Annotated in this window: 18 protein-coding genes; 6 read left to right on the top strand and 12 right to left on the bottom strand. The window is 65.6% G+C overall.

The genetic code is table 11. The features are described from left to right. Positions 1 to 35: 35 nt before the first annotated feature. Positions 36 to 1,790 (bottom strand): response regulator, encoded by a 1,755-nt coding sequence (locus tag H6717_20750; GenBank protein ID MCB9579473.1) that lies wholly within the window; start codon positions 1,788 to 1,790, stop codon positions 36 to 38. Between the two features lie 82 nt (positions 1,791 to 1,872). On the opposite strand from H6717_20750, the gene H6717_20745 reads away from it, so the two are divergent. Next, positions 1,873 to 3,087, top strand: a complete 1,215-nt coding sequence (locus tag H6717_20745) for a hypothetical protein (protein MCB9579472.1) — start codon at positions 1,873 to 1,875, stop codon at positions 3,085 to 3,087. A 245-nt stretch (positions 3,088 to 3,332) separates the two neighbouring features. Beyond that, the gene (locus H6717_20740; GenBank protein MCB9579471.1) at positions 3,333 to 6,131 is read left to right on the top strand and encodes a hypothetical protein; all 2,799 of its coding nucleotides are present in this window, start codon (positions 3,333 to 3,335) and stop codon (positions 6,129 to 6,131) included. A 69-nt stretch (positions 6,132 to 6,200) separates the two neighbouring features. Here the strand turns inward: H6717_20740 and H6717_20735 are convergent, their stop codons facing one another. Further along, positions 6,201 to 7,007, bottom strand: a complete 807-nt coding sequence (locus tag H6717_20735) for an AraC family transcriptional regulator (protein MCB9579470.1) — start codon at positions 7,005 to 7,007, stop codon at positions 6,201 to 6,203. A gap of 50 nt (positions 7,008 to 7,057) precedes the next feature. Between H6717_20735 and H6717_20730 the strand changes: the two genes are divergently transcribed. Further along, complete coding sequence (locus H6717_20730) at positions 7,058 to 7,417, top strand: GFA family protein (protein MCB9579469.1); 360 nt, start codon at positions 7,058 to 7,060, stop codon at positions 7,415 to 7,417. Between the two features lie 83 nt (positions 7,418 to 7,500). Here H6717_20730 and gndA read toward each other — a convergent pair whose 3' ends face one another. The 5 genes from gndA to zwf are packed head-to-tail and all read right to left on the bottom strand — an operon-like array spanning position 7,501 to position 13,930. Beyond that, a complete protein-coding gene (gene gndA / locus H6717_20725; protein MCB9579468.1) occupies positions 7,501 to 8,907 on the bottom strand; it encodes an NADP-dependent phosphogluconate dehydrogenase in 1,407 nt (468 codons plus the stop codon). A gap of 30 nt (positions 8,908 to 8,937) precedes the next feature. Then, the gene (locus H6717_20720; protein MCB9579467.1) at positions 8,938 to 10,110 is read right to left on the bottom strand and encodes a transaldolase; all 1,173 of its coding nucleotides are present in this window, start codon (positions 10,108 to 10,110) and stop codon (positions 8,938 to 8,940) included. Positions 10,111 to 10,119: 9 nt separating this feature from the next. Next, positions 10,120 to 11,772 carry a glucose-6-phosphate isomerase gene (pgi, locus tag H6717_20715; GenBank protein MCB9579466.1) on the bottom strand — a complete coding sequence of 551 codons (1,653 nt, stop codon included), beginning with the start codon at positions 11,770 to 11,772 and terminating at the stop codon, positions 10,120 to 10,122. Then, complete coding sequence (pgl, locus tag H6717_20710; GenBank protein MCB9579465.1) at positions 11,769 to 12,488, bottom strand: 6-phosphogluconolactonase; 720 nt, start codon at positions 12,486 to 12,488, stop codon at positions 11,769 to 11,771. The genes pgi and pgl overlap by 4 nt, the downstream gene beginning before the upstream one ends. Continuing rightward, positions 12,479 to 13,930: a glucose-6-phosphate dehydrogenase gene (gene zwf / locus H6717_20705; protein MCB9579464.1), complete on the bottom strand. Its 1,452-nt coding sequence runs from the start codon at positions 13,928 to 13,930 to the stop codon at positions 12,479 to 12,481. Before zwf ends, pgl begins: the two co-directional genes overlap by 10 nt. A 254-nt stretch (positions 13,931 to 14,184) precedes the next feature. On the opposite strand from zwf, the gene H6717_20700 reads away from it, so the two are divergent. Together H6717_20700 and H6717_20695 are read left to right on the top strand one after the other, a co-directional pair. Continuing rightward, on the top strand, positions 14,185 to 16,002 hold the full coding sequence (locus H6717_20700; GenBank protein MCB9579463.1) for a glycoside hydrolase family 15 protein: 1,818 nt from the start codon (positions 14,185 to 14,187) through the stop codon (positions 16,000 to 16,002). Positions 16,003 to 16,117: 115 nt separating this feature from the next. After that, complete coding sequence (locus H6717_20695) at positions 16,118 to 18,784, top strand: glucosidase (protein MCB9579462.1); 2,667 nt, start codon at positions 16,118 to 16,120, stop codon at positions 18,782 to 18,784. Position 18,785: 1 nt separating this feature from the next. On the opposite strand, the gene H6717_20690 is transcribed toward H6717_20695, so the two are convergent. From H6717_20690 to H6717_20675, 4 genes are all read right to left on the bottom strand, one after another. Next, positions 18,786 to 20,099: an FAD-dependent monooxygenase gene (locus tag H6717_20690; GenBank protein MCB9579461.1), complete on the bottom strand. Its 1,314-nt coding sequence runs from the start codon at positions 20,097 to 20,099 to the stop codon at positions 18,786 to 18,788. Between the two features lie 170 nt (positions 20,100 to 20,269). Next, positions 20,270 to 21,277, bottom strand: coding sequence for a hypothetical protein (locus H6717_20685; protein MCB9579460.1), 1,008 nt, complete (start codon positions 21,275 to 21,277; stop codon positions 20,270 to 20,272). 3 nt (positions 21,278 to 21,280) lie between these two features. Continuing rightward, positions 21,281 to 23,194 carry a fructose-bisphosphatase class III gene (locus H6717_20680; protein MCB9579459.1) on the bottom strand — a complete coding sequence of 638 codons (1,914 nt, stop codon included), beginning with the start codon at positions 23,192 to 23,194 and terminating at the stop codon, positions 21,281 to 21,283. A 32-nt stretch (positions 23,195 to 23,226) separates the two neighbouring features. Continuing rightward, positions 23,227 to 24,111 (bottom strand): YihY/virulence factor BrkB family protein, encoded by an 885-nt coding sequence (locus tag H6717_20675; GenBank protein ID MCB9579458.1) that lies wholly within the window; start codon positions 24,109 to 24,111, stop codon positions 23,227 to 23,229. 53 nt (positions 24,112 to 24,164) lie between these two features. Between H6717_20675 and H6717_20670 the strand changes: the two genes are divergently transcribed. Next, positions 24,165 to 24,515, top strand: a complete 351-nt coding sequence (locus H6717_20670; protein ID MCB9579457.1) for a hypothetical protein — start codon at positions 24,165 to 24,167, stop codon at positions 24,513 to 24,515. On the opposite strand, the gene H6717_20665 is transcribed toward H6717_20670, so the two are convergent. Beyond that, positions 24,516 to 25,469, bottom strand: a complete 954-nt coding sequence (locus H6717_20665; GenBank protein MCB9579456.1) for a DUF882 domain-containing protein — start codon at positions 25,467 to 25,469, stop codon at positions 24,516 to 24,518. Positions 25,470 to 25,632 lie beyond the last annotated feature (163 nt).

Genomic DNA, 25,632 nt, shown 5'->3' with positions numbered 1-25,632 from the left:
CGTCGGCTACCACGTTCGCGCGGGGCCTTCCATCTTCAGTCCACGAAGCCTTTCAGAACCCAGGCGCTCTGCGGCTCGTCGATTCCCTTGAACGTCAGGCCGGTCATTTCTTCCGCTACCACGAGCGGCGCCACGCGGTCGTACACCGATGCGCTCATCAGCACGCCGCCCAGCGGCGCCTTGGATTCGTGGCGCTGGGCACGGTTCACGACGTCACCGATGCAGGTGTAGTCGCGGCGAACGAAGCGCGAGCCGATGTCGCCGCGGACCACGTTGCCGCAGTTGAGACCGATGCGCATGATCAGAGGCTTTTTCCTGCTGGCGTTGAACGTATCCAATGCACGCTGCATTCCCCAAGCGGCCTTCACGGCGCGCAGCGCGTGGGGGTCGTCCAGGGCGGGGCGGTCTTCGAAGACGGCCATGATGGCGTCGCCGATGAACTTGTCGATGTCGCCCCCTTGCTCCTTGATCACGATGCACAGTGCATCGAAGGCCTCGTTCAAGATGGCGACCACCTCCCCGGGGCTCATCTTCGAGCTCATGCTGGTGAAGCCCGAAATGTCCGAGAACAAGAGCGTGGCGTCCACTTCCGTCGCGCGGATCTCCCCCAGGGTTCCGCTGGCGGACAGCTCTTCGGCGGCGCGAACGGCTCCCTCGCTGATGTACAGGCGACTGGCTTCCTTGTAGCGAGCCAAGCGAGTCTCGGCGAGCACCCGCTCCACGATGGCAATGCACTTGTCCGTGGAGAACGGCTTTACCAAGTAGCTGGTGAGCCCGGCGGCGCGCATTTGGGCCTGATCCCGCTTGGAGTCCCGCGCCGTGAGCATCACCAGCGGCACGTCGCGCGTCGTGATCTCGTGGCGCAAGGCGTGCACCAGCTCGAACCCCGTCATGCGTGGCATGTCGTAGTCCGTGAGCACGAGGTCGGGCGGGCCGGCGACGGCCTTGTCCAGGCCGTCCTTTCCGTCGACGGCGGTTTCGATGCGGAAGCCCTGCCGCCGCAGGCAATCCGCGACCAGGTGGCGGATTGCCGCGGAGTCGTCGACCACCAGCACGCGCTCCCGGGCGCTCACCATGCGGGTCGCTAGCAGCGCATGCAGGCGACTCACCAGCTCTTCGGGCACCACGGGCTTGACCAAGTAGTCGTCGGCGCCGGCGTCGAAGCCCTTTTCCAGATCCGCGGCTTCGCCCAAGGACGAGCAGATCACCACCGGGATGCTCGCGGTCCGTTCCTCCTCCTTCACCGTGCGACACAGCGTGAACCCATCCATTTCGGGCATTTCCACGTCGGTGAGCAGGAGATCCGGATGCTCTTGCTCGATCGCGGCGAGAGCCTGTTTGCCGTTCATGGCTTGGACCACCCGATAGCCGGCGGCTTCCAGGATGGGCACGGTGTGCTTGTGGATCAGCTCGCTGTCGTCCGCGAGCAGGACCGACAGCTTGCCCTCGGCGGAGCTTTCGATGGCACGCAGCAGCTCTTGAGCCTGGAACGGCAGCTGGATGGCGCGAAAGAAGCCCGAGCGCCGCGCCTCTTCGCACTCCTCCACGGTCAAGCCCAAGAAAATCGCGCGCTCGGGTGCCAGCCCGGCCTCGCGGGCGCTGCCCAGGGCGTCCCTCGCCGGACGCCCTCCCACGATGGGTGCAAACAGCACGACCTGTGGCGGCTCGTCCGTTTGCTCGAGCAGTGCGGGGAGGTCCGGCGCGACCGAGAGCTCGTGCCCCGCGGGAGCGATGGCGCGTGCCACGAATTGTCCCAGCACTCCCGGCGAGGTGACGAGGCCGACCTGCATCGCGAGGGATAGTAGCGAGAACCAAGGCCGGTGGCACGGGGTAGACCTTGCAGATTCGACTTGTGATACTGCCGCTCCGTCGTTGGCTACGCCGACTCAGCCCCCGCCTGCGCCCGCCGCGGACGCAGTTCTCACGTTTCTGGAGAGCGTCGGTCGTCGCTCGGAGGCGGAGCTGTACCTCGAGCTGTTCCGCCGATTGCCGAAGGAGAGCTTCGCCCTCGTAGCGCCGGGTGCTCCCGTCGTACGCCAGGGGCTCGGGGGGTTCGTCGAGCAACTGCGTTTCTTGTCGGAGCTCGGCCTGTACGCTCCCGTGTTGCTCGGCCTGTTCGATCCGGATACCGCGGAAGTCAGCCGCGCACGGCTCGACAAGCGCCTCGGCAGCGCCCGCATGAGCGTGACCCACCATGCCGCGAGCGACGTGGGGCTCGTGGATGGGCTGCGGGACGCCCTGCGGGGAGGGTGCACTCCCCTGATGGTCGTGGACCAGGGCGCCGGTGCCGAAATGCCCGAGCGCTTGGCCTGGGTCGGGCGCTTGGCGGCGGACCTTTCCAGCCGCAAGCTGGTGTTGCTTCGACGGCACGGCGGCCTGCACGTGCACGGGGATCGACGCCGGGAAGTGGCCCAACGGCACCTGTTGCCCATCGAGGGTAGCAGCGTGTCGGTGGTCAACTTGCGGAGCGATGCGAAGCTCTTGCTGTCGCTCTTGGGCAAGTCCGACGCGCGGCTGCTCGCCCACGTGCAGGGGCTCCTTGCTCACGCCGAACCCGCCCGCCTGGTGGTCAGCATCACGACGCCGCTGGACCTGCTGCGCGAGCTGTTCACGGTGAAAGGTGCCGGGACGCTGGTGAAGCGCGGCAGCGCCATCGAGCGCCACGAGGGCTACGACGCGATCGATCGCGAGCGGCTCACCGGGCTCCTTTCCGCGAGCTTCGGCCACTCCCTCCACCCGCGCTTCTTCGACAAGCAGCCGTTGGCGGTGTACGTGGAGCAAGAGTTTCGGGGGGCTGCGGTCGTGCATCCGGGGCACGGCGCGCCCTATCTCTCGAAGTTCGCGGTGGAGCCGCTGGCGCAAGGTGAAGGCGTCGGGCGTGACCTGTGGCAAGCACTGTCGCGTGACTTTCCTCAACTGTACTGGCGGACTCGCATCGGCAACCCCACCGCAGCGTGGTACCTGACGGTGTGCGACGGCATGGTGCGACTCCCGCACTGGCAGGTCTTCTGGCGCGGCGTGGACGCAGCGGAGGTCTTCGCCGTGGTGAGCCACGCCGAGAGCCTGAGCGACGACTTCTTGCGCTGAGACACGACCCCGCCTGCGGCGCAATGACGCATGAATGATTTTCGCGCTCACTCGGCGTGGTCTTGATCGCGATCAACGAAGGTCCGCTGCCGAGCAGACATTGCGGCCACGACGCAACGTGACGTGAGGACTGCGCGAGACTCGCGCGAAATCCTCGCGTTTCACGTGCGGCCCAACTCTTGCTTCGCGCCCGCGCATTGTGTCTGCACGCGGCTCCTAGTGCGTGCGTTCGCGGAGAAACAAAAATGCGGAACGTCAACTCATCATTCTTGGCGCTGCCCCTGGGCATCGCGGTCGCGCTCGCCGGAGCCCTGTCTCTGGGCGCCTGCGCCGCAGACGACGGCGCCCCTGGCAAGGCCGGACCTGCCGGTGACGGCAGCGCAGGCACCAGCTGTACCGTTTCGGACAACGGCGACGGCACCGCCACCATCAGCTGCGACGACGGCACCAGCGTGACCGTGGCCAACGGGGTCAACGGGGACGCGGGCAGCGGCTGCACCGTCACGGACAACAACGACGGCACCAAGACCATCAAGTGTGACGACGGCACCAGCGTGACCGTGACCGACGGCGACGCATCCACCGGCAATCCCGGCAAGCCCGGATTGAACGCGGGCGAGACTCCCGGCCTGAACCTGGCGCCTACGGTGACCGCCCCGGCGAACGGCACCCACTACGTGGCCGGCGAGAAGATCGTCGTCACCTTCGACCTGAAGGACGCCAAGGGCCTCCCGCTCGAGTTGGCCGACTTCTCCATCCTGAACCTGTACATGAGCGGTCCCCTCGACACGCTCAAGACCGTGGCGGCGGTGAAGCTCTTGAACGCTTCCACGGATCGCACCGCGGCGGAGCACCACTACATCAACCTGCTCACCACCACGAACGCCAATCTGGTCGTGACGGGCAGCACCCTCACTTACACGATGGAAGCCGTCACGGACGAGGCTCCGGGCACCTACACCATCGGTCTCTGGGCGGTCCCCAAGGCCTATCCGCTGGACCAGACCTATCCGCTCGTGGACGTCCAGATCGGCACGGCCACTCCCGAGGCCAAGATCGTCGAGGGCGGCTGCGACTCCTGTCACAAGGGTGCGGCCAATGGTCAGTACTACATGCATCACGTGGACCCCGGCCACCTGCCGACGGGCATCCCGTCGATCGACTCCGCTCCGATCGACACGTGCAAGAACTGCCACAACCAGGACGGCTACGCGGCGGTTCAGGTCTGCACCGATGGCAGCAAGCCGGTGAGTGCGGGTGGCGGCAAGTACGTGTGCGCGGACAACAGCGAGTGGTCCGCCACCGCCACGGGCGCCTACCTGAGCGACGACCTCGTGCGCCGCGTTCACGGTGCGCACATGGGTGAAGACCTCGCGTCCGAGTTCAACACCAACCCGACCTGGGGCGACTTCGAGGCGTATCTCGAGACGGCCTTCCCGGCCAACATCAAGAACTGCGCGAAGTGTCACCAGGACGACGTGTGGAAGAGCAAGCCCAGCCGCCAGGCCTGCGGCGCCTGCCACGACGCCGTGGAGTGGGCCTCGGGTGACTTCAAGCCCCCGCGCGTGCTCGGCAACACCGCCTGCACCACCAAGACCGACTGCTTGGCCGCTTACGGCACCGGCGAGTGCAACACGACGACCGGCAAGTGCGAGATCCAGAAGCACGGTGGCGGCGCGCAGGCGAGCGATGCGAACTGCTCGATGTGCCACAACGCCAACGACATCACCGACAAGCACTTGATCACGGACCAAGCCAACAAGTACACGCTGGACGTGACCATGACGCCCCCCGGCAACGGCACGTACTACGTGGCCGGCGAGGCACCGGTCGTGACCGTGGTGGTGAAGGACAAGGCGACGAACACCGCCATCGATCCTTCCACCATCGCTTCGAGCAGCTACCTGTTCGTCAACGGTCCCCGCGCCCGGCGCATCCCGCAGCTCACTACGGCGGCTCGTGGCTCCGTGCTCAGCGCAGCCGGTCCCTGGGATCTGAGCACGGCCGCGAACCTGCAGATCAAGGTGGGCGCGAAGGCCGTCACCGTGAACACGGACACGGCCATCAAGAAGGCCGGTGCGACGTCCGTCGAGGTCGCCGCCTGGTTGAACGCCAGCTCGTCGTTCCGCTCCGTGGCGTTTGCCGCGGTCAAGGGCGACGCGGTAGAGGTCATGGCGCTGCCCAGCCCGCGTCAATCGAACCTCGAGATCGTGGGTAGCGACGTGGCAACGGCGCTGACCCTCGCTCCCGGCGTGTACGTCGCCAAGGCCGGCTCCGGCTCCTACCCGGCGAACCCGATCTACAAGCACTCGAACCCGGCGGACGACGACCCCAAGGTCACCTGGAACGCCGACAACTTCACCTATCAGTTGGATGACGTCGCCACCGCAGAGCCGGGCACCTACACCGTCTGGATCCGCGTCAGCCCGTCGCCGCGTTCCTTCGGCATCATGAACTTCCAGGTGGGCACGGCCTCCGTGGAGCCGAAGATCGCGACCAACTGCGGTGATTGCCACAACCCCGGCTCTCAGGGCGGCATCCACGGCAACTACGACTGGGACGTGGACGTGTGCGGCGCTTGCCACGACTACCGTCGCACCGCCAATGATCGTCTGGCCACCGACACCTTCGTCGACGGCTGGGGCTCCTCGGCGGCGTCCGGGCGCAGCAACGCCGGCTTCGGTGCGGCGCCCATCTCTCGCCGCATCCACGGCGCGCACTTCCTGGCTTACGTGAACAAGCCCGGCGAGGTGAACGTGGGCGGGAGCATCATCTTCCCGCAGGACGTGCGCAACTGTCAGAAGTGCCACGCGGACAGCTCCTCCTGGAGCGAGAAGCCGGCGCGCCTGGCGTGCATGAGCTGCCACGACAGCGACTCTTCCGTCGCCCACGGCAACCTCATGATCTCCGACCCGACCCCGGCGGATCCGTGGAACGGCGACGAGATGGAGTCCTGTGAGACCTGCCACGGTGCGGGCAAGATGTTCAGCGTGACTACCTCGCACAACATCACCAACCCGTACGTCCCGCCGTACCCGCGCTGAAGCGCGCTAGCGGCAAGCACCCTCGGCCCCTCGTTCTTCGGAACGGGGGGCCGAAGCGTTTTTGTCGGTTCAGGCGCCGCCGCGGCAGAGCTCCGCGTAGGCGGCGGGGGAATGGCCGACCTGGGACTTGAAGTCCGCGATGAAGTGGGACTGGTCCGTGTAGCCCAGCTCCAGCGCCAGAGCGGCCCAGTCTTGAGTGGTGCCGTGGGCGACGCGCTCCGCGGCTTCGTGGACGCGGTAGCGACGAATCACCCATTTCGCGCTGGCGCCTACGTACTTGCGAAACAGCCGCTGCAGCTTGCGGACGGGCACACGCGTCTGCTCCGACAGCTGCTCCACGCGGGTGATGGCACGGTTCTCGAGAGCCACCTCCGTGATGCGCGCCACGAGGTCGACGATCGCGTCCGGCTCGGGCTCACGTTTCATGAGGAAGCGCTCGACCACGGCTATCGCCGAAGCGTCGTCTTCGGCAGCCAGCACCTCGCCCTCGAGCGCGAGACCGTCCACGTCGAACACCTCGGAGAGCGCTACGACCCGATCCGTGAGCTCCGACACGTCGTGCCCGTAAAACGGGAAGAAGCCTCCCGGTCTGAACTTGGTGCCGATCACGTGACCCTTGCCCTCGAGCCGCGCGCGAAACTTCGCCGTCCCCACGCCGTGCACCGCCGAGCGTCCCGCTTCGAAGGCCAGGTTCACGCAGGGGTGGGGCAGTGTTTCCTGCACGAAGGGCGGGCGACCTTCGAGGTCCCAGCGCACGATCCAGTAACGTTCCACGAAGGGCGACAGGGCAGCCGAGGGTGCGTGACGCGTCAGCGTGAAGTGCTGTGCCCCCTCGGAGGGGTTCAAAATGCCGTGTGTTGTCGCGGTCTTGCGCATGTGTCGCGTTTCTACAATACGCCACGGGCAAAACCGCGCAAACACCCGGCATGAGCGAGGCCAAGCGCTACGAAGGTTCGTGTCACTGCGGCAAAGTCCGCTACCAGGTCAGCACCGCGCTCGAGCAGGTGATCTCTTGCAACTGCTCGATCTGCTCACGAGCCGGCTGGCTCCTGACGTTCGTTCCCGCCGCGGACTTCGAGCTCCTGTCCGGGGAGAGCGACATCGCCGACTACCGTTTCCACACCAAGAAGATCGCGCACAAGTTCTGCACGACGTGCGGCATCCGTCCCTTCGCCTACGGCAAGAATCCCGATGGCAGCGACGTGCGCGCGATCAACGTCCGCTGCCTGGACGGCGTGGACCTGGACGCGCTCACGATCACGAAGGTGGATGGACGCAGCTTCTGAGATTGATTGTCGGGCCGGCGCGGACACGACGGGGTTCGCGCCGGACCAACAAAATGAAACGGACCCTCACGCAGGACGTCGGCTCAAAGCCAGTCCGTGTGAACGAAGGGGCCCTCGGGATCGCTGTCCCGTTGGTAGGTGTGGGACCCGAAGGCGTCGCGCTGAGCCTGCGTGAGGTTCTGCGGTAGGCGCGCCGCGCGGTAGCTGTCGTAGTAGGCGAGACTCGCGCTCATGGCTGGGACGGGGATGCCGTGGCTCTGGGCCAGGCCAACGATGCGCCGCCAGGCGGATTGACCGCTCTGGATCTGCTCGTAGATGGTTTCGTCCAAGAGCAGGTTGTCGAGCTTCGGGTTTCGCTCGTAGGCCTTCATGATGGTGTCCAAGAAGCGCGCCCGGATGATGCAGCCGCCCTTCCAAATACGGGCCATTTCTCGCAGATCTACGCCCCATTCGTTGTGGCGGGAGCCCTCGGCGATGAGCGCCATGCCCTGGGCGTAGGCGCAGATCTTGGAGCACAACAGGGCGTCGTGGACGTCCTTCACGAGCTTCTTCTTCTCTTCCACCGTGGTCTGACCGGCGGCGCCCCGGAGCACCTTGCTGGCACGCACACGCTCCTCCTTCATGCTGGACAGCACGCGGGCGTCGATCGCGGCGGCGATGGACGGAATTGCCACGCCCAGCTCCAGCGCGATCTGTGCCGTCCAACGACCGGTGCCCTTCTGACCTGCACGATCCAACACGTGGTCGACCAGCCAGCCCCCTGACTCGGGATCCTTCACGCCGAAAATCTTGGCGGTGATCTCGATCAGGAACGACTCCAGCGGTCCCTGGTTGTAATCGGTGAACACCTCCGCGAGAGCCGGGGGCTGCATGGCCGCGATCTCGCGCAGCACGTGGTACGCCTCGGCGATGCACTGCATGTCGGCGTACTCGATGCCGTTGTGCACCATCTTCACGAAATGGCCGGCCCCATCCGGACCCACGTAGGTGACACAGGGGCCCGAGTCCGTCTTGGCGGCGATGGCCTCCAGCATCGGGCGGACGTGCTCGTAGGCCTCGCGCTTGCCGCCCGGCATCATGCTGGGGCCGTGGCGCGCGCCGTCTTCACCTCCGGACACGCCCATGCCGAAGAAGTTGATGTTCTTGGCGGCCATGCGCTGCTCGCGGCGCTGGGTGTCCTGGTACCAGGAGTTGCCCCCGTCGATCACGATGTCTCCCGGCTCGAGCAGTGGCTCGAGCTGATCGAGCACTGAATCCACGGGCTTTCCGGCCTTGATCAGCAAGATGATGCGGCGGGGCTTCTCGAGGTTCGCCACCAGATCCTTCAGGGTGTCGTTGGGGCGAAGGGCGGTGCCTGCCACCGCCTTCATCATCATGTCCTTCTCGAGATTCCAGACGGCCATGGAGTAGCCGTGGTCCGAGATGTTGAGGGACAGGTTCTTTCCCATCACCCCGAGACCGATCATTCCGAACGCTGCCTTGTCTGCCATGAGCTTTCTCTCCAAGATGTGGTCAGGGGGTCACTTCAAGCAATGCGCTGCGCCGATGCCGGCGGCCAGCTCTTCCGGGGTGACGCGGCCGTCGCCGTCGCGGTCGAGGGCGTCGAACACCGCGTCGGTGCCGCCCCACTCTTCGCGGGTGATGGCGCCGTCGCCGTCCAGGTCGTAGACGGAGAACATCGTCTTGGCGGCGGACACGATGCGATTGCTGCCCTCGAGCTTCGCCAGGCGCTCCTCCAGGAGCTTCTCCAGCGCCACGATGGCCTTGGAGAACCCCTCGATGCCTTCCGCCAGCTTCTCCGTCGCCATGCGATCCTCTTCGTGCATGCGGCGAAAAGTGCTCTCGTCCATGGCGATCGCGTCGATCTTCTGGCGTTTGGCCGCTTCCGGATCGAGCTTTCGCGGCAGCTCGCCTTCGCTGCTCTCCAACTGGGTCAGGAGCTTGGGCGAAATGGTCAAGAGGTCGCAACCGGCGAGCTCTTGAATCTCGCCGACGTTGCGGAAGCTCGCGCCCATGATCTCCGTCGCGTGGCCATGGTGCTTGAAGTAGCGGTAGATGCCGGTCACGTTCACCACGCCGGGATCCTGGGCGGGCGGATAGCTCTCTCTCCCCGTCTGCTTCTTGTGCCAATCCAGGATGCGACCCACGAAGGGGGAGATCAGCGTCACTTTCGCGTCTGCGCAGGCCACGGCTTGGTGCAGCCCGAAGAGCAGCGTGAGGTTACAGTGGATGCCTTCCTGCTCCAGCTGCTTGGCGGCCACCACGCCTTCCCAGGTGGACGCGATCTTGATCAGGATGCGCTCGCGGGAGGCGCCCGCCGCTTCGTACTGCGAGATCAGCTCCCGCGCCTTGGCGATGGTCTTGTCCGTGTCGAAGGAGAGCCGGGCGTCCACCTCCGTGGATACACGGCCGGGAACGATCTTCAGAATGCGGAGGCCGAACTCCACGCTCAGACGATCGATGGCAGCGTCGAGGATCCGTTTCTTGTCGGCGCCCTTGCCGGCGCGCTCCTTGGACCAGGAAAGCGCGCCATCCACCACCTCTTGGTACTCCGGCATCTGGGCCGCGGCGGAGATGAGCGACGGATTGGTCGTCGCGTCTCGGGGCTTGAACCGTTCGATGGAATTGATGTCGCCGGTGTCCGCCACGACGACAGTCATGCTCTTGAGTTGCTCCAAGAGTGACTTGGCCATGTTCCCTCCTCAGGCGCGCTCGGCGCGCAGCTTCTTGTAGTGGTTGATGAGCCCGTTGGTGGAGCCGTCGTGGCTGGTCACGGGTTGTGGAGTACCGAGCTCGGGCAGGATCTTCTTGGCCAGCTGTTTGCCGAGCTCCACGCCCCACTGGTCGAAGCTGTTGACGTTCCAGATCATGCCCTGGGTGAAGATCTTGTGCTCGTAGAGGGCTATGAGCTGGCCCAAGCGGTGGGGCGTGACGCGGTCCATCAAGAAGGAGCTGGTGGGGCGGTTGCCCGGAAACTGCTTGTGCGGCAACAGCCGAGCGATGCGGTCTTGGGGCAGGCCCGCGGCCACCAGCTCCGCGCGGGCCTCTTCTTCCGTCTTGCCCTTCATCAGCGCTTCCGTCTGGGCGAAGAAGTTGGCGAGCAAGATCGGGTGATGCTCGCCCATGGGGTTGTGGCTCTGCGCCGGCGCGATGAAGTCCGCCGGGATCAGTCGCGTGCCCTGGTGAATGAGCTGGTAGAAAGCGTGCTGCCCGTTGGTGCCGGGCTCGCCCCAGATCACGGGACCCGTGGTGTAGTCCGTGATGGGCTTGCCTTCGCGATCGACGCGCTTGCCGTTGCTCTCCATGTCGCCCTGTTGGAAGTAGGCGGCGAAGCGATGGAGGTACTGGTCGTAGGGCAGGATGGCGTGGGTCTCGGCACCGAAGAAGTTCGCGTACCACACGCCGAGGAGCCCCATGAGCACCGGCACGTTCTCCGCGAAGGGCGCCGTGCGGAAGTGCTTGTCCGTCTCGTGCGCGCCTGCGAGGAGCTCCTCGAAGTGATCCATGCCCAGCACGCAGGCGATGGACAGGCCGATGGCCGACCACAGGGAGTAGCGGCCGCCCACCCAGTCCCAGAACTCGAACATGTTGTCGGGATCGATGCCGAAGTCCTTCACGGCTTCGGTGTTGGTGGAGAGGGCGACGAAGTGCTTGGCGACGGCGGAGCGATCCCCCAGCGCGTCGAGCAGCCATTTGCGGGCGGACTTGGCGTTGGTCAGCGTCTCTTGGGTGGTGAACGTCTTGCTGGCGACGGTGAACAGCGTGGTCTCGGGGCTCACCAGCTTCAGAGCTTCCGCTAGGTGGGTTCCGTCCACGTTCGACACGAAATGGGCTCGCATGCCCGGCTTCCAGTAGGGGCGGAGCGCTTCGGTCACCATCAGCGGCCCCAGATCCGAGCCGCCGATGCCGATGTTGACGATGTCCGTGATGGCCTTGCCGGTGTGGCCGCGCCAGGCGCCCGAGTGCAGCGCCTCGGTGAAGCGGCGCATCTTCGCCAGCACGGCGTTCACTTCCGGCATCACGTCCTTGCCGTCCACCAACACGGGAGTGTTCGAACGGTTTCGGAGCGCCGTGTGGAGCACGGCTCGGTCCTCCGTCACGTTGATCCTCTCACCCGTGAACATGCGCTCGATGAAGGCGCCCAGCTCGGCTTGCTCCGCCAGCTGAATCAGCAGTGCGAGGGTTTCATTCGTGGCGCGGTGCTTGGAGTAGTCGAACAGGATGCCGTCGAGCTCCAGGGACATCGTCTCGAAGCGCCTGGTATCTTCCGCGAAGAGTGAGCGCATGGAGACGTCCGCGACGTCGCGATGATGCGCCGCCAGTGCTTGGTAAGCGCGAGACTGAGTGAGGTTCATTGGGTAGTCTCCGGTGTCCGAGTTTTGGCTGCTGCGGGCGCGTCGGCGTAGATGACGAGCTCTCCGTCCGCCGGGTCCACCCGCGCGGACGGCAGCTCGGGCTCGCCGCGGGCCCGCTGTTCCAGCATCTGAGCCAGTCGTTCCGCTTTTGCTTCGCCGGTGATCACGAAGTACACCGCCCGGGCGGCGTTCAGCACCGGGAACGTGAGCGTGACTCGATCCTTGGGGGGAACGGGGCTGACGCTCGTGACCACCGTCGTCGATCGTTCATCCAGGGCGGGAGATCCCGGAAACAGGCTGGCCGTGTGTCCATCGTCGCCCATGCCCAAGAGCACGACGTCCAGCCGTTGGTCGCCCAGCGTGGCGGCGTAGTCTTCCGCCGCAGCGGCCGGTGCAAGCTCGCCTCGAATGCGGTGAACGTTCATCGGCGGGATGGGAACGTGATCGAGGAACGTTTCCCGAGCCAAGCGGTAGTTGCTCTTCTCGTCCTCCGGCGGGACCACGCGCTCGTCACCGAAGAACACCTGCCAAACGCTCCAGTCGACCTGGTCACGTTGGCCGGCCAGCAGTCGATACAGCGGTTTGGGTGAGCTTCCCCCCGCCAGCGCTATGCGAAACGCGCCCCGTGCATGCGCGGCGCACTGTGCGTCTTGGAGTATCCGGTCCGCGACGGCGCGAGCCACCGCGTCGGCATCCGGCAACACCTTCAGCGCCACAGGTCCCCCTCCGGCACACGGAGGTGCTCGGCTTCCTTCGGCCCCCAAGTCCCCGCAGGGTAGCTGTGAAGTGGCGGAGGATTCTCCACCAACGGCGTGTACACGCGCCAAGACTCTTCCACCTCTTCCGCGTGCACGAACAACGTCTGATCGCCTTCGAGCACGTCCAGGAGCAACGTTTCGTAGGCTTCGGGCATGTCATGGAACTCGTCCTTGTAGCGGAAGGCGAGGGGAATGCGCTTGAGACGGAAGGGCTCACCCGGTTCCTTCACGTCGAAGTGCAGGCTGAAGCCTTCGTCCGGCTGCAGGGTGAGCACCAAGATGTCGGCGGTGTCGAGCGCCAAGCCCTTGGAGCGAAACAGGCTCACTGGCACGTCGTTGAAGCGCACGATGATCTGCGTGAGGCGCTTCTTCATGCGCTTGCCGGTGCGGAGATAGAACGGCACTCCCTTCCAGCGCCAGGTGTTCACCAGGATCTCGAGGCCGACGAAGGTGTCGGTCTGGGAATCGTCGGCGACGCCGGCCTCCTCGCGGTAGCCCGGGACCTTGCGATTGTCCACGGTGCCGCCGGCGTACTGGCCGCGCACGACGCGGTCGCAGTCGATGGGGGCGATGGACTTCAAGACCTTGATCTTCTCGTGGCGGATGGCGTCAGCCTCGAAGGACGTCGGCACTTCCATCGCCACCAACGTGAGCAGCTGGGTCAGGTGGTTTTGGATCATGTCCCGCGTGGCGCCGCTCTTGTCGTAGTAGCCCGCCCGGGTCCCCACCCCGAGGTCCTCCGCCACGCGAATCTCCACGCTGTGCACCCGCTCACGGTTCCACAAGGACTCGAAGATCGCGTTTGCGAAGCGGAACACCAACAGGTTCTGGACCGTCTCTTTGCCCAAGTAGTGATCGATTCGATAGATCTGCTCCTCGCGGAAGTGTTGGTGGAGCTTGTCGTTTAGCGCCTTCGCCGAGGCCAGGTCGCGCCCGAACGGCTTTTCCACCACCAGGCGAGACCAACCCTCCGGCTTGGAGAGCCCTGCGCCGTCGAGGCCTTCGACCACGCCTGCAACGGCCCCCGGTGGTAGCGCCAGATAGAACGCGTAGTTCTGCGGCAGGTCGTGCTTCTTCCGAATGTCGTTCAGGCGCGAGGCCAACGCGGCGTAGTCGTCCTTCGTGCCCTTGCCGATGGTCTGGAAGTAGAGGTTCTCGTTCAGCTGATCGATGGCGCTCTTGTCCAGGCCGGCGTCACTCAGCGCTTTGAGGGCGAGATCTCTGTAAGACTCGTCGTTCACCGACGTGTCGGGCGACACGCCGACGACGGCACACTTGCCCGCCAACGTCCCATGCTCGAAGTGTCGAGCCAACGCCGGCAACAACTTGCGGCGAGACAGATCTCCCGTGCCGCCGAAGATCACGAATACGCTCGGTTCCAGAGTTTCGACTGAGCCCATGACGCTCCTGTTCTCTCGTTGTGTGCCCGAAACGCGGGCCCATCGACGCCCCATGAATTGACGGTCCGTGCGTCGAAACGCCCGTGGCCCGCCTCATTCGGTAACACGCAGGCGGCGAGGCGAGCACTGTGCACGCGAGCAGCAGCGGTCGCGCTGCAACTTGCAGAGGACTTTCGGTGGACGAAGCGGTGGATTTCGTACGACCTTCGACACTCGGCGACGTGTGAGCCGACAGCCAGGAGGAGTGAGGAACGATGCAGGGTTACCAGCCGATCGAGAACTACGGGGTGATCGGGGATCTGCACACCGTGGCCCTGGTGGGCATGGACGGGTCGATCGACTTCATGTGCTTTCCGGAGTTCGACTCCCCCACCGTGTTTGGAGCGCTGTTGGACCGCGAAAAGGGCGGTCGCTTTCAGCTCGCTCCGGTGCTCGAGGGCGCCAAGCAGAAGCAGATGTACCTGCCGGACACGAACATCCTGCTCTCTCGCTTTCTCTCCCACGAGGGCGTCGCGGAGGTGAGCGACTTCATGCCCGTGGAGGAAGTGGGCTGGGCGCACAACCTGGTTCGCCGCGCGAAGACCGTTCGCGGAGAGGTTGCCTTTCGCATGGTCTGCGAGCCTCGATTCGACTACGGACGCGCGTCGCACAAGGTCGAAACCCGCGAGGGCGAGGTGATATTCGCGTCCGAAGGTCCGGACAAGACCGTGCTCCGATTGCGAACGCCCGTTCCGGTGCGGATCGAGAACGGCGCCGCCATTGCGGAGTTCAAGCTCCGCAGCGGGGAGACGTCGCCGTGGGTCCTGGAAGAGGTCGTCCCCGGTGAGCCCTCACCTTCTGCGCTCCCGGACTACGTGGCCGAAGCCTTCAAGATGACCACCAGCTTCTGGCGAAACTGGATCGGGCGCTCTCAGTACAAGGGGCGCTGGCGCGAGATGGTGAATCGCTCTGCCTTGGTGCTCAAGCTGATGACGTCGCAGAAGTACGGCTCGTTGGTCGCCGCGCCCACCTTCGGGCTGCCGGAAGAGATCGGGGGCGTGCGCAATTGGGACTACCGCTACACTTGGATCCGCGACGCCTCGTTCACGTTGTATGCCCTCCTGCGCCTGGGTTTCACCGACGAAGCCGCGCAGTTCATGGGCTGGCTGGAGGAGCGAACCGGAGAGCTCAGCGACGGGGGCGCGCTGCAGATCATGTACGGTCTCGATGGCCGCCGGCACCTGGTGGAAGAGAGCCTCTCCCATCTCGAGGGGTACAGGGGTTCCGCGCCGGTGCGTATCGGCAACGGAGCCTACGATCAGCTCCAGCTCGACATCTACGGCGAGCTGATGGACTCCATCTACCTGTACGACAAGTACGGCGACCCGATTCACTACGACGCATGGAAGGACGTCACGCGCCTCGTGAACTGGGTGTGCGAGAACTGGAACCAACCGGACGAGGGCGTGTGGGAGGTGCGCGGAGGCCGCCAGCACTTCCTGTATTCACGGCTGATGTGCTGGGTGGCGCTCGACCGCGCGATGCGGCTGGCCCAGAAGCGATCCTTGCCGTCGCCCTTCGATCGCTGGCTCGCCGCGCGAGATCGCATCCACCAACAGATCCACGAAGAGTTCTTCGACGCGGAGCTCGGCGCGTTCGTGCAGTACCTGGGGAGCAAGACGCTGGACGCCGCCACGTTGGCGATGCCTTTGATGCGCTTCGTGAGCCCCTCGGATCCGCGCTGGCTCAGCACCATGCGCGCCATCCGGCGAGATCTGGTGGAGGACTCGTTGGTGTACCGCTACCGCGTGGGCGAAGCGGCCTCCGACGGCCTCCACGGCGAGGAGGGCACGTTCTCGATCTGCAGCTTCTGGTACGTGGAGTGCCTCTCCCGCGGGGGCAACCTGCCGAAGGCGCGCTTCTACTTCGAGAAGATGCTCGGATACGCGAACCACGTCGGCCTGTACGCGGAACAGCTGGGGGCCTCGGGTGAGCACCTCGGAAACTTCCCGCAGGCGTTCACGCACTTGGCGCTGATCAGCGCGGCGTTCGACTTGGACCGACGCTTGAGTCGCGCCGGCCACGAAGCCTGACCGCGCCGTCGAGCCCCGAGGTTCCGCGGCGAGCCAACATCAGGATGGACCCGGAGGATTTTGTCGGGTCGGCGCGAGTCTGGTGGGAACGACGGCGCGACTCTGGAATGATGCGATGGTGGCCGTCGTCAGTGCAGAGGATCTGAGGCTCGCCGAGGACGCTCGGCGCGACAAGAACTGGAAACGGTGGGGCCCGTACCTGTCCGAGCGGCAATGGGGCACCGTGCGGGAGGACTACTCCGACAACGGCGACAGCTGGCGCTACTTTCCCCACGAGCACGCGCGCAGCCGAGCCTACCGCTGGGGCGAAGACGGGCTGCTCGGCATTTGCGACCGCCAGGCGAGGCTGTGCTTCGCCCTCGCGCTGTGGAACGAGCGAGATGCGATCTTGAAGGAGCGCTTGTTCGGACTGACCGGGCCCGAGGGCAACCACGGCGAGGACGTCAAAGAACTCTACTACTACCTGGACGCGACGCCGACGTACGCGTACGCCAAGGCGCTCTACAAGTACCCGCACGCCGCGTTCCCCTATCAGCGACTGGTGAGCGAGAACGCCGCACGGGGTCGTCTCGACCGCGAGCTCGAGCTCTCCGACTTGGGCGTGTTCGACGAAGCGCGCTACTTCGACGTGTTTGCGGAGTACGGCAAAGGCGGACCGAACGACATCGTCGCGCGCTACACGATTGTGAATCGCGGGCCGGAGGCGCAGCGCATTCACGTGCTCCCCACGCTTTGGTTTCGTAACACCTGGTCCTGGGGGCGCAGCTCCGAGGGCTACTGGCCGAAGCCCAAGCTGCACGCCGATGGCCCCTACGTGATCCAGTGCCAGCACGAGAGCCTCGGCCTGATGCGCCTGGAGCTGGAGCCGCTGGCGGAGCTCGAAGAGCTGCTGTTCACGGACAACGAGACGAACGCGGAGCGCCTGTTCGGCGCCGAGAACGAGTCAAAGTGGGTGAAGGACGCGTTCCACGAATACGTGGTCCAGGGTCGGCGTTCTGCGGTGAACCCCGCGCAGTTCGGAACCAAGGCCGCGGCGCACTACGTGCTCGAGATCCCGCCGGGCGCGGAAGTGGTGCTGCGCGCGCGGCTCTCCGCTCACGTCGACGACGAGCTCGCGCGGCTGCCCGAGCACGTGGAGCGGATCTTGTCGGATCGCATCGTCGAGGCGGACGCCTTCCACGCGGCGCGGCGACCTCCGCAGCAGAGCGAAGAAGAGGCTCGAGTGGCGCGTCAGGCCCACGCGGGGCTCTTGTGGACGAAGCAGTATTATCACTACGTGGTGGAGCATTGGCTGGAGGGAGACCCGGCCATGCCGCCGCCGCCCGCGGGCCGCCATCACGGACGCAACCGGGATTGGCGGCACTTGTACAACCGCGACGTGCTGAGCATGCCGGACAAGTGGGAGTACCCCTGGTACGCGGCCTGGGACCTGGCCTTCCACATGCTGCCCATGACGCGGCTGGACCCCCACTTCGCGCAGGAGCAACTCGTGCTCTTGCTGCGTGAGTGGTACCTGCACCCGAACGGCCAGATCCCCGCTTACGAGTTCGGCTTTTCGGACGTGAACCCGCCGGTGCACGCGTGGGCGGCGTGGCGCGTGTACAAGATGAGCGCCAAGCGCGGCGAACGAGATCGAGTGTTCCTCGCCCGCGTGTTCAACAAGCTGCTCTTGAACTTTACCTGGTGGGTGAATCGCAAGGACGACGAGGGCGATCACCTGTTTTCCGGCGGCTTTCTCGGGCTCGACAACATTGGCCTGTTCGATCGCTCTCACGCGCTTCCGTCCGGCGGGCGGCTGGAGCAGGCGGACGGCACGGCATGGATGGCCTTCTACGCGAGCACCATGCTGGCGATGGCGCTCGAGCTGGCGCGCTTCGAGCCGAGCTACGAGGACATGGCGTCCAAGTTCTTCGAGCACTTCGTGGCCATCGTGGACGCGATGAACAGCCTGGGTGGCACCGGGCTGTGGGAGGAGGAGGACGGCTTTTACTACGACCAGCTCCACATCCACGGCCAGGTGATCCCGCTCAGGACCCGCTCCCTGGTGGGACTGGTTCCACTGTTCGCGGTGGAGGCTTTGGAAGACGAGGTCGTGGACGCGTTGCCCGGGTTCAAGCGCCGCATGCAGTGGTTCTTGGACAACCGGCGAGATCTGGCGCGGCACATCACCTGCCTCACGCCGCACGGTAGCGAGCCGCGCCGCCTGCTCGCGGTTCCGTCTCGAGAGCGCCTGGTGCGGCTGCTCGGATACCTACTGGACGAAGCCGAGTTCTTGTCGCCCTGGGGCATCCGCTCGCTCTCGCGATTTCACAGCGCTCAGCCCTACGTTTTTCACATCGATGGTCGCGAGTACCGTGTGGACTACGAGCCCGGAGAGTCCACCACGGGCATGTTCGGCGGCAACTCCAACTGGCGCGGGCCGGTGTGGTTCCCGCTCAACTATCTGATCATCGAGGCGCTGGAGCGCTATCACTACTTCTACGGCGACACCCTCAAGGTGGAGTGCCCCAAAGGCTCCGGCAACTGGGTGACCCTCGACCGCGCGGCGCACGAGATCGCGCGCCGCCTGTCGCGCTTGTTTCTGCCCAACTCTGCTGGTCGTCGCCCGTGTCACGGGCCTGACCGCCGCTATGGGGACGATCCCGCGTTTCGGGATCTGGTGCTGTTCTACGAGTACTTCGACGGCGATTCCGGAGAAGGCCTCGGGGCCAGCCACCAGACCGGTTGGACGGCGCTGGTGGCGCAGTGCCTCGAGAACGTCGCGGCTCACCGCGGCCAGTGATTCAGGGTGCGTGCCTGGGGGCCGGCGGCGGGCGGACGGACGGCTGCGGCGCAATCTTGGGCTCGAAGCCCAGCTGCTTGACGAGCTGCGCCAGATACACCCCGGACGCCGGAATGCATGCCGTGACGCGCTCGCTGCGATCCGCCAGCCAATCGGGGACGTCGCCCGCCATCGCCAGGTGTGATCCACCCACGCCGAGCAGCTGCTGCCACTCGGTGAGGCGCTGGCTGCCGTATGCGGCGAGCGCGTCGCGGGACGAGCTGCCGCGCAGGTTGCCCGCCAGGATTTCCGCGAGCTGAGCGGCCTCCCGCAGCCCCACGTTCATGCTCTGACCACCCACGGGGCCGGTCATGTGCGCGGAGTCTCCTGCCAGCCAGACGCGATCGCTTCCAAAGCTCCGTGCCAGCCTTTGCTCGAACTTCACGGCCATGCGCCAATGGATGCGCTCGGGCCGAGCGGTGAACCAGGGGGCCCGCTCGCGGATCATCTGGTGCAGGAATTCGGGGGCGAGCTGCGGGTAACCGCGGTTGCCGACCTGCATCAAGAGCCGGTCCTTTTCGCGAGAGTCGTCGCGGGCGTGCATTTCGTCGAGCTGGAAGCTCCAACGATAGCGCTGGTCGCTCATGGGCCACAGCACGTTGGTGTCCGTGTCGTTCATCACGACGCAGACCTCGTCGGGCACGTCTCCTGTCGCGTCGAACTCGAACACGGCGAAGTGGTCCGCCGGTCGCACGGCGTCGAACTTGATGCCGTGCTGAGTGCGCACCACGGACGAATGTCCGTCTGCACCGATCAGGAACGGGACGTCCAGCTTCTGCGAGCGCTCCACGATGGTTTCCGTGTGGGCTACCGCGTAGCCCAAGGAGTCGTGCTCCAGGGTGTCGATCGTGACCGTTACCGCGTCCGAGCCCGGGTTGATGCGCGCGAGTCGATGCGCCCACTCGACCTCGACGCCTTCCTTGCCCAGCGCCTCCTCGAGGAGCTTCTCGAAGCTCGCCTGCGGCATGATGGCCAAGAAGGGGTATTTCGCAGGGAGCTTGGAGAGATCCATCCCTGCACGCCGTTCCGCGCCGACGTACAGCCCCATCTGATCGACTCGTCGGCAATCGGCGAGGACGGAGTCGACGAGACCGACTTCGTCGAGCAACTCCAGCGAGCGAGGATGAAGAGCCAATGCGTAGCTATGAGTCGCTCCCCGCCATTCTTCGTCGACGACACGCACCCGAACACCGCGCTTGGTCAGCCACAGCGCGGCGAACAACCCAACCGGGCCTGCGCCGGCAATCAGCACCTCGGGCTTCGGACGTCCAAACATCGCGCACTCCTCCGTATTGCAGCGTGAAACGCTTGGTTTTGATGCAAGAGACGTACGCGAAAGTAAGCGGGAAATTTCGAGCGCACCAGGTGCACTGTGCCCCGCACCGGATGCGCTGGTGGGTCGAATTTGCGCAGTGCCTGCGTCTGGATTCCAGTAGCAACGAAGCGCTACGGGACGATCAAGCGCAACGCCTGCGGAACGACGTCGACACGCACTCTCGCCGACGCGGGGATCTCTTCTCCATCCACCTGGGCGAACACCGGCACGTCGCCATCCGCAGAAAGGGCGAGCTCGAATGCGCGCCCGCGAAGAGGCTTGAAGTGCTCGACGCCGATTTCATTGAGCATCTCTTCGGTCACCGGGTTGCCGTTCAGATCCACGATGGCCTTGCTGACCCATTCGCGCTTGCTGCGGAACAGAACCAGCTCGAACTGTCCGTCGTCGTGTCGGCTGGTTGGGTCGAAGACCCACGCGCCGCCGTAGATCCGGGTGCCTTTGATCACCAGATCCGTCAGGCCGCGGTGCTCGTGCTCGACGCCGTCCACGGTGATTCGCGCGGAAAACTCCGAGCAGACGAGCTGGGATTCCATGAACGTTCGGAGCAACGCGCCGGCGTACACCAGGTGATCACGGTACAGCTCTTTCAACGGCCCGAGATCTTCCACCGTCTTGCGATCTCGATTGCGTACCGAGAGCACCCGGGCCGAAAGGCCCCAGCCCGCGGAGTCGAAGAACCACGTGCTCCCGAGCACCCGGCCGCTCTCGTCGAGATCGTGCAGCCGGCCGGCGTCCAGTCGCGTCTCCTTGCCTGCGCACACCACGGCGACATTTCTGGGTAGCGCGTCCTCTCGAGCTTCGAGCCCGAAGCTCTTGCCCTGATCGTTGGCAGTGCCGGTGGGCAGCATGCCCATCGCGACGTGAGCCGCCCGGGAAGACTCGACGATGGCGGCGGCAACCTCGCGGAAGGTCCCGTCCCCGCCCATGCTGACGACCAGCTCGTCGCTTCCGCTTCGGAGCCGACCTGCCAGGGCCTCGATGGTCTCGCCGCCCGGCAGGGTGGGGAACAGCTCCGCCTCGACGCCGCTCTCGCGAAACAGAGCGCACGCAAGCTCGATGCGTTCGGCGTTCTTGCCACTTTGAGCGGTAGGGTTTCCGACCAGGAGGAGGTGGCTCACGCCTCAGGGTCGCACGTGCGAGCCCGGGTGTACGCTGAAAAGGCGGCGCAGGAGCTGAATCCGAGCCCGCAGCAAGGCGCCGTCCTCCGTGTCTCGAACGGTTTTCGGCGGCACGAAGCGCCTCAGCTCGGACACCTCGGGAATGATGTCGATCCCTTGCTCCACCGCCGCGGCGACGGACTCGAAGTGATGGTGCAAGGCGAGCCGGGTGCCGTGGGCATCGAGGATCAGCGTGTAGCCATGGTCTCCGTAGGCCTCGGAGAAGGCACCATCGATGGTGACGGCCTGCCCGCTGTCCTTCAGCGGGCTCTCGCCGTGCTCCACTTTGACCGGTACGTGACCGTTGACGATCATCCCCTGCTCGGCATCCACGCCAAAGTCCGTCAACACGCGACGGCAGAACGCCGCGTCGTGGATCAGGCGGAAGTACGGGTTCTTGGTCTCGGTGTGGGTGGTGGGGTCCTCCACCAGATAGCGCTCGAAGGTGGTGATCTTGTCCTTACCGAACAGCGGGGATCGCGGCCCGCACCACAGATAGAAGAACAGGTCGAGGTCGCTCTCGGAGGGATGCTCGGCGGTGCGGGCCACGACGTCTTCCAGGGTCTCGAACAGCGCGCGTCCGCTGCGAGGCTTGCCGTCTATCTCGAAGGAAAGGGGCTTGCCCTCGTCGTCCACCGGCACGCAGCCGTGGAAAATCACGTGCTGGTCGCGGACCAGGTACATGCTGCCGCGATCCACCATGAAGCGCACGTGGTGCCACAGGGGCTCGCTCGACAGGAACGAGCTCCGGATCCGCTCCAAGCACTTGCTCTCGGGCTCGCTCAACCGATAGGGGTCCGCCGCATCGATGGTGGGGAAATACGCGTCCTTCAGTGGATGCCGGCGGCCTTCTATCGTGACGCTGCCGTCGTGGAGGTCCATGTGCTGCAGCAGGCGTCGCGACTCCATCGCCATCTCCGGGTGCCGGGCGATCACCTGTCCTTCCAGCTTGAACTGCAGGACGGCCGCCGCTTTTTGCATCCGCGCGAGCGTTTCCGGAGCCCGAAGACCGCTGCCGCGGGAGGCGAAGGCGGGGGCGGGATCACCGGCGTAGACCTCCTCTGCAAGGTTCTCCAACGGCAGCAGCGGAATGCCGTAGCCCTGTTCCAACTGCGAGAGCCGGCCGTAGCGTACGGAGATGCGGAGCACGTGCGCGATGAGAGACGCGTGGCCCAACGCGGCGCCCATCCAGGCGATGTCATGGTTGCCCCAAGTGATGTGCGCGTTCGGCTGGCGGGAAAGGTAATCGACGACCAGATCGCCTCGGGGACCGCGGTCGTAGCAGTCTCCCGCGATCACGATCTCGTCGACGCTCAGGTTGCGCAGCACACGCGCCACCAATCGCAATAGATGGCTCGCGCGCTCGTCCTTCCCGAGGGAAGCGATGACGGCGTCGGTGTAGATTCGTCGATGCTCCGAGCCGGAGTCGAAGATCAGGTTCTCCAGGAGCTCGCGATACTCCGCGGGCAGCACGCTTCGGACGCGCTGCACGGAGCGCGATTGGGCGAGGACTCTCACGAGCGTGAGCAGCTGCCTCAGCCGGCTCTCGAGCAGACGCAGGCGCTCGGCGCCACGGGCCTGCATCCGTTCCAGCGTTTCGCTGGGGTAGAAGATCAGCGTCAGGAGCTCGCGCAGCTCCTCCGGGGACGAGCTCTCGGCGAAGGTGCTCTCCACCAGGGGCCGCAGCGAGCCGGATCCGTTGTTGATCACGTGCCGGAGCTTCTCGAACTCGCCATGCACGTCACTGAGCACGAATACGGTGGCCTTGGGCAGGCTCAGCTCGCCCTCGAGGCGAGCGATTTCCGCAGCCAAGGCGTCGCGGGTCGGATAGCGCTCCGCCAGGAGCTCGAGGACGACGGCTTCGGCATCGGCGTTCATCTCGGTAGTGGATGGTGCCCGTCGGTCTCGGGTCAACCGTCCGCGCTTCCTGCAAAACGCGGCGTTCCGCGCCAGCGCGAGTGGGCTCGGGTGAAAGAAGCGCCCAGAAAGAAGACGTGGGCGCTGTAGTTCACCCACATCAGGAGCATGACCATGCTGCTCGCGGCGCCGTAAAGGGAGACGTCCTTGCGGGTGACGTAGGCGGTGATGGCGAGCGAGCCGAGGGTGAAGAGCAGGGCCGTGACCGCGCCGCCGACCGCGGCATCTCGGATCGTGACCCGAGCGCGGGGTAGTAGACGAAACATCAACGAGAACAACGCGACCGCCACGCCGAATGACGCTGCCGCCTCGACGGCGCGAGATATGGGGAAGGACTCGAAGCCACCGAGGCGGCGCGAAGCGGCGAGCCCCATGTGGAGCAGAGTGTCGCCCACCAGTAACAGGCCGATCACGAGCACCATGAAGAAGGCCAAGGAGCGCCGCACCAGCTGGCGTCGCAGGCTGGCCCAGATGCCTTTGCTTTCGGGGGCTTCGGAGTCCCACAGCAGGTCCAGCGCGCGCGTGAGCTGAGAAAACAGCCGGGTCGAGGCGTACACCAGCACGAGGGCGCTCAGAAGGCCGGACCAGCTCGAGCCCGTGTGTCCTTTGGCCACCGCCACCAGTGACAGCACCGTGCTCGCGCCGTCGTTTCCGACCCAGCGCGCTAGGTCCGCGTGCAGCGCGACCGCCACTTTTCCTTCCCCCACGAGGGCGCCGGCGACTCGCAGGGCGATCACCAAGATGGGAACGACCGACACCAGGGCATAGAACGCGATGGAGCCGCTCAGCAGGCGAGCGCCGCGGCTGGAGAACATCTCGAGGGCATCGCGCGCAATGTCGCGGCCGGCGCTCCACCAGCGCCTCACGTCCAGCGTCATCTGCGGATTATCGCGCCCTGTGCAACTCCCGAGCAAAGTCGTAGGCTCCGCTCGTGCTGGTCGTGTTCCTGTTCATCCTGGCCGGGGTCGCCGTGGCTCTGTATCTCGCCCTCATGCTGCGCGAGGTTCCGGGCTTCGCGGAACAGCGGCTGGGCAAGCTGGAAGAGCTGCCTCCAGAGCTCGGAAAGTGGCGGGAGGATGCCGAATCGGAAGAAGCGGCGCGAGCGAAGGCAGAGGGCCTGCGCCGCGAGGTCCGCTACACCTACGACGACGCTCCCAGCTTGCTGGCCCCCGCGGGGCGCTTGACGATACAGGTGCGCTACCGCGACCGAGAGACCAACGCCATCGTCCGGGCCGAGCCCGATCAGGTCGAGAAGCGCAGGCGGGTGAAAGCGGCCGGGTGATCAGGTGCCGTCGCCGGCTTCTTTTTCGGCGACGCCAGGATCCTGCCCCTTGGAGTTGGCGTAACGCGGGGCCTGCCCGGGACCCGAGTAGTCGATCCAGTAGGTGTCCATCTCCCGCACGTCCAGGTGGATGAACGTGGAATTCGGGTAGTAGCCGACCCCCACCTTGTGCAGCGTGCGGCAGTAGTCGCGCACCACTTCGTTCGGGACACCGGGAATGTAGAAGTCCACCGCGTGCCCCGCATTGTGGCGGGAATGTGCGGTGTATTGGGTGGGACGATAGGGCCGGAAGCCACTGATCACCTTGATGGGACGACCCCCGAAGTGGTCGCTCACCTTGGTGAGCATCCGGATCAGCCGCTCGTGGATGTGCTCCCGTTGGCCGGTCCGCCAGGACGCCAAGACGCGCTCGAAACCGGTCTGGCCCTGGGTCGTCACCTTGCCTCGGCGTACCGCGTAGCCCTTCCACTTGCCGCTGAAGCTGGTGAGGTCGAGATACCCCCGCCGCCGCGGGCGGCGCGCGTAGGGGTCCTTTTCCTTCGTGGTCTTCTTGGCCTTCTTGGTCTCGAGCTGGAGGCTCGCGGGCTTGGTGGCCGGCTCCTCCGCCGGCTTCTTTTCGGCGGGCTTGGCCTTCTTTTTGGGCTCGGCCTTGCTCTGAGCGCTCGTCTCGCGGGCCACGCGCTCGGCCGTCTCGCTGCCGTCCTTGTCGTCCCGCGCCGGGATGTACAGCTTCTGCTTCGGCTGGATCGGGGACTTTCGCCGAATGCCGTTCGCGCGGCAGAGGGCGTCCACCGACACATTGTAGCGCTTCGCGATCATGCCCAGAGTCTGTCCGGGGTAGACCACGTGGGTCTTGAGCGCGGGCGCGGCCTTGTGCTTGGCCTTCGCCAGCGCGCTGGGCGCGGCGAGGGCACACGCAAGGGACACGAGCAGGATGGGCACCAGTCGGGGCATCGGCAGCCTTCGGCGGATAGCTCTTACACAGCTCGGCCGAAAGCGAAAAAAAAGCGGCGGTGTTCGGGGGGCGCCGGGGGGTGGGGGGACGAGTCTCCCTTTTTTGGCGTCTTTCCTCCGACAGTGCCAAAGTTTGTCCCGGCAAATTGAAATGGAGTGTTTG

This window comes from Polyangiaceae bacterium (assembly GCA_020633235.1).
GTDB lineage: Bacteria > Myxococcota_A > Polyangia > Polyangiales > Polyangiaceae > JACKEA01.
Note: the sequence above shows the minus strand (reverse complement) of the source record. Positions and strands in the feature narration are given on the sequence as shown.

What these genes read in the sequence shown, in the direction of transcription:
- H6717_20695 (MCB9579462.1), top strand. Translation starts at nt 16,118, where the DNA reads ATGGTGGCCGTCGTCAGTGCAGAGGATCTGAGGCTCGCCGAGGACGCT.
- H6717_20690 (MCB9579461.1), bottom strand. Translation starts at nt 20,099, where the DNA reads ATGTTTGGACGTCCGAAGCCCGAGGTGCTGATTGCCGGCGCAGGCCCG.
- zwf (MCB9579464.1), bottom strand. Translation starts at nt 13,930, where the DNA reads ATGGGCTCAGTCGAAACTCTGGAACCGAGCGTATTCGTGATCTTCGGC.
- H6717_20680 (MCB9579459.1), bottom strand. Translation starts at nt 23,194, where the DNA reads ATGAACGCCGATGCCGAAGCCGTCGTCCTCGAGCTCCTGGCGGAGCGC.
- H6717_20720 (MCB9579467.1), bottom strand. Translation starts at nt 10,110, where the DNA reads ATGGCCAAGTCACTCTTGGAGCAACTCAAGAGCATGACTGTCGTCGTG.
- H6717_20750 (MCB9579473.1), bottom strand. Translation starts at nt 1,790, where the DNA reads ATGCAGGTCGGCCTCGTCACCTCGCCGGGAGTGCTGGGACAATTCGTG.
- pgi (MCB9579466.1), bottom strand. Translation starts at nt 11,772, where the DNA reads ATGAACCTCACTCAGTCTCGCGCTTACCAAGCACTGGCGGCGCATCAT.
- H6717_20740 (MCB9579471.1), top strand. Translation starts at nt 3,333, where the DNA reads ATGCGGAACGTCAACTCATCATTCTTGGCGCTGCCCCTGGGCATCGCG.
- gndA (MCB9579468.1), bottom strand. Translation starts at nt 8,907, where the DNA reads ATGGCAGACAAGGCAGCGTTCGGAATGATCGGTCTCGGGGTGATGGGA.
- H6717_20730 (MCB9579469.1), top strand. Translation starts at nt 7,058, where the DNA reads ATGAGCGAGGCCAAGCGCTACGAAGGTTCGTGTCACTGCGGCAAAGTC.
- H6717_20675 (MCB9579458.1), bottom strand. Translation starts at nt 24,111, where the DNA reads ATGACGCTGGACGTGAGGCGCTGGTGGAGCGCCGGCCGCGACATTGCG.
- H6717_20665 (MCB9579456.1), bottom strand. Translation starts at nt 25,469, where the DNA reads ATGCCCCGACTGGTGCCCATCCTGCTCGTGTCCCTTGCGTGTGCCCTC.
- H6717_20700 (MCB9579463.1), top strand. Translation starts at nt 14,185, where the DNA reads ATGCAGGGTTACCAGCCGATCGAGAACTACGGGGTGATCGGGGATCTG.
- H6717_20735 (MCB9579470.1), bottom strand. Translation starts at nt 7,007, where the DNA reads ATGCGCAAGACCGCGACAACACACGGCATTTTGAACCCCTCCGAGGGG.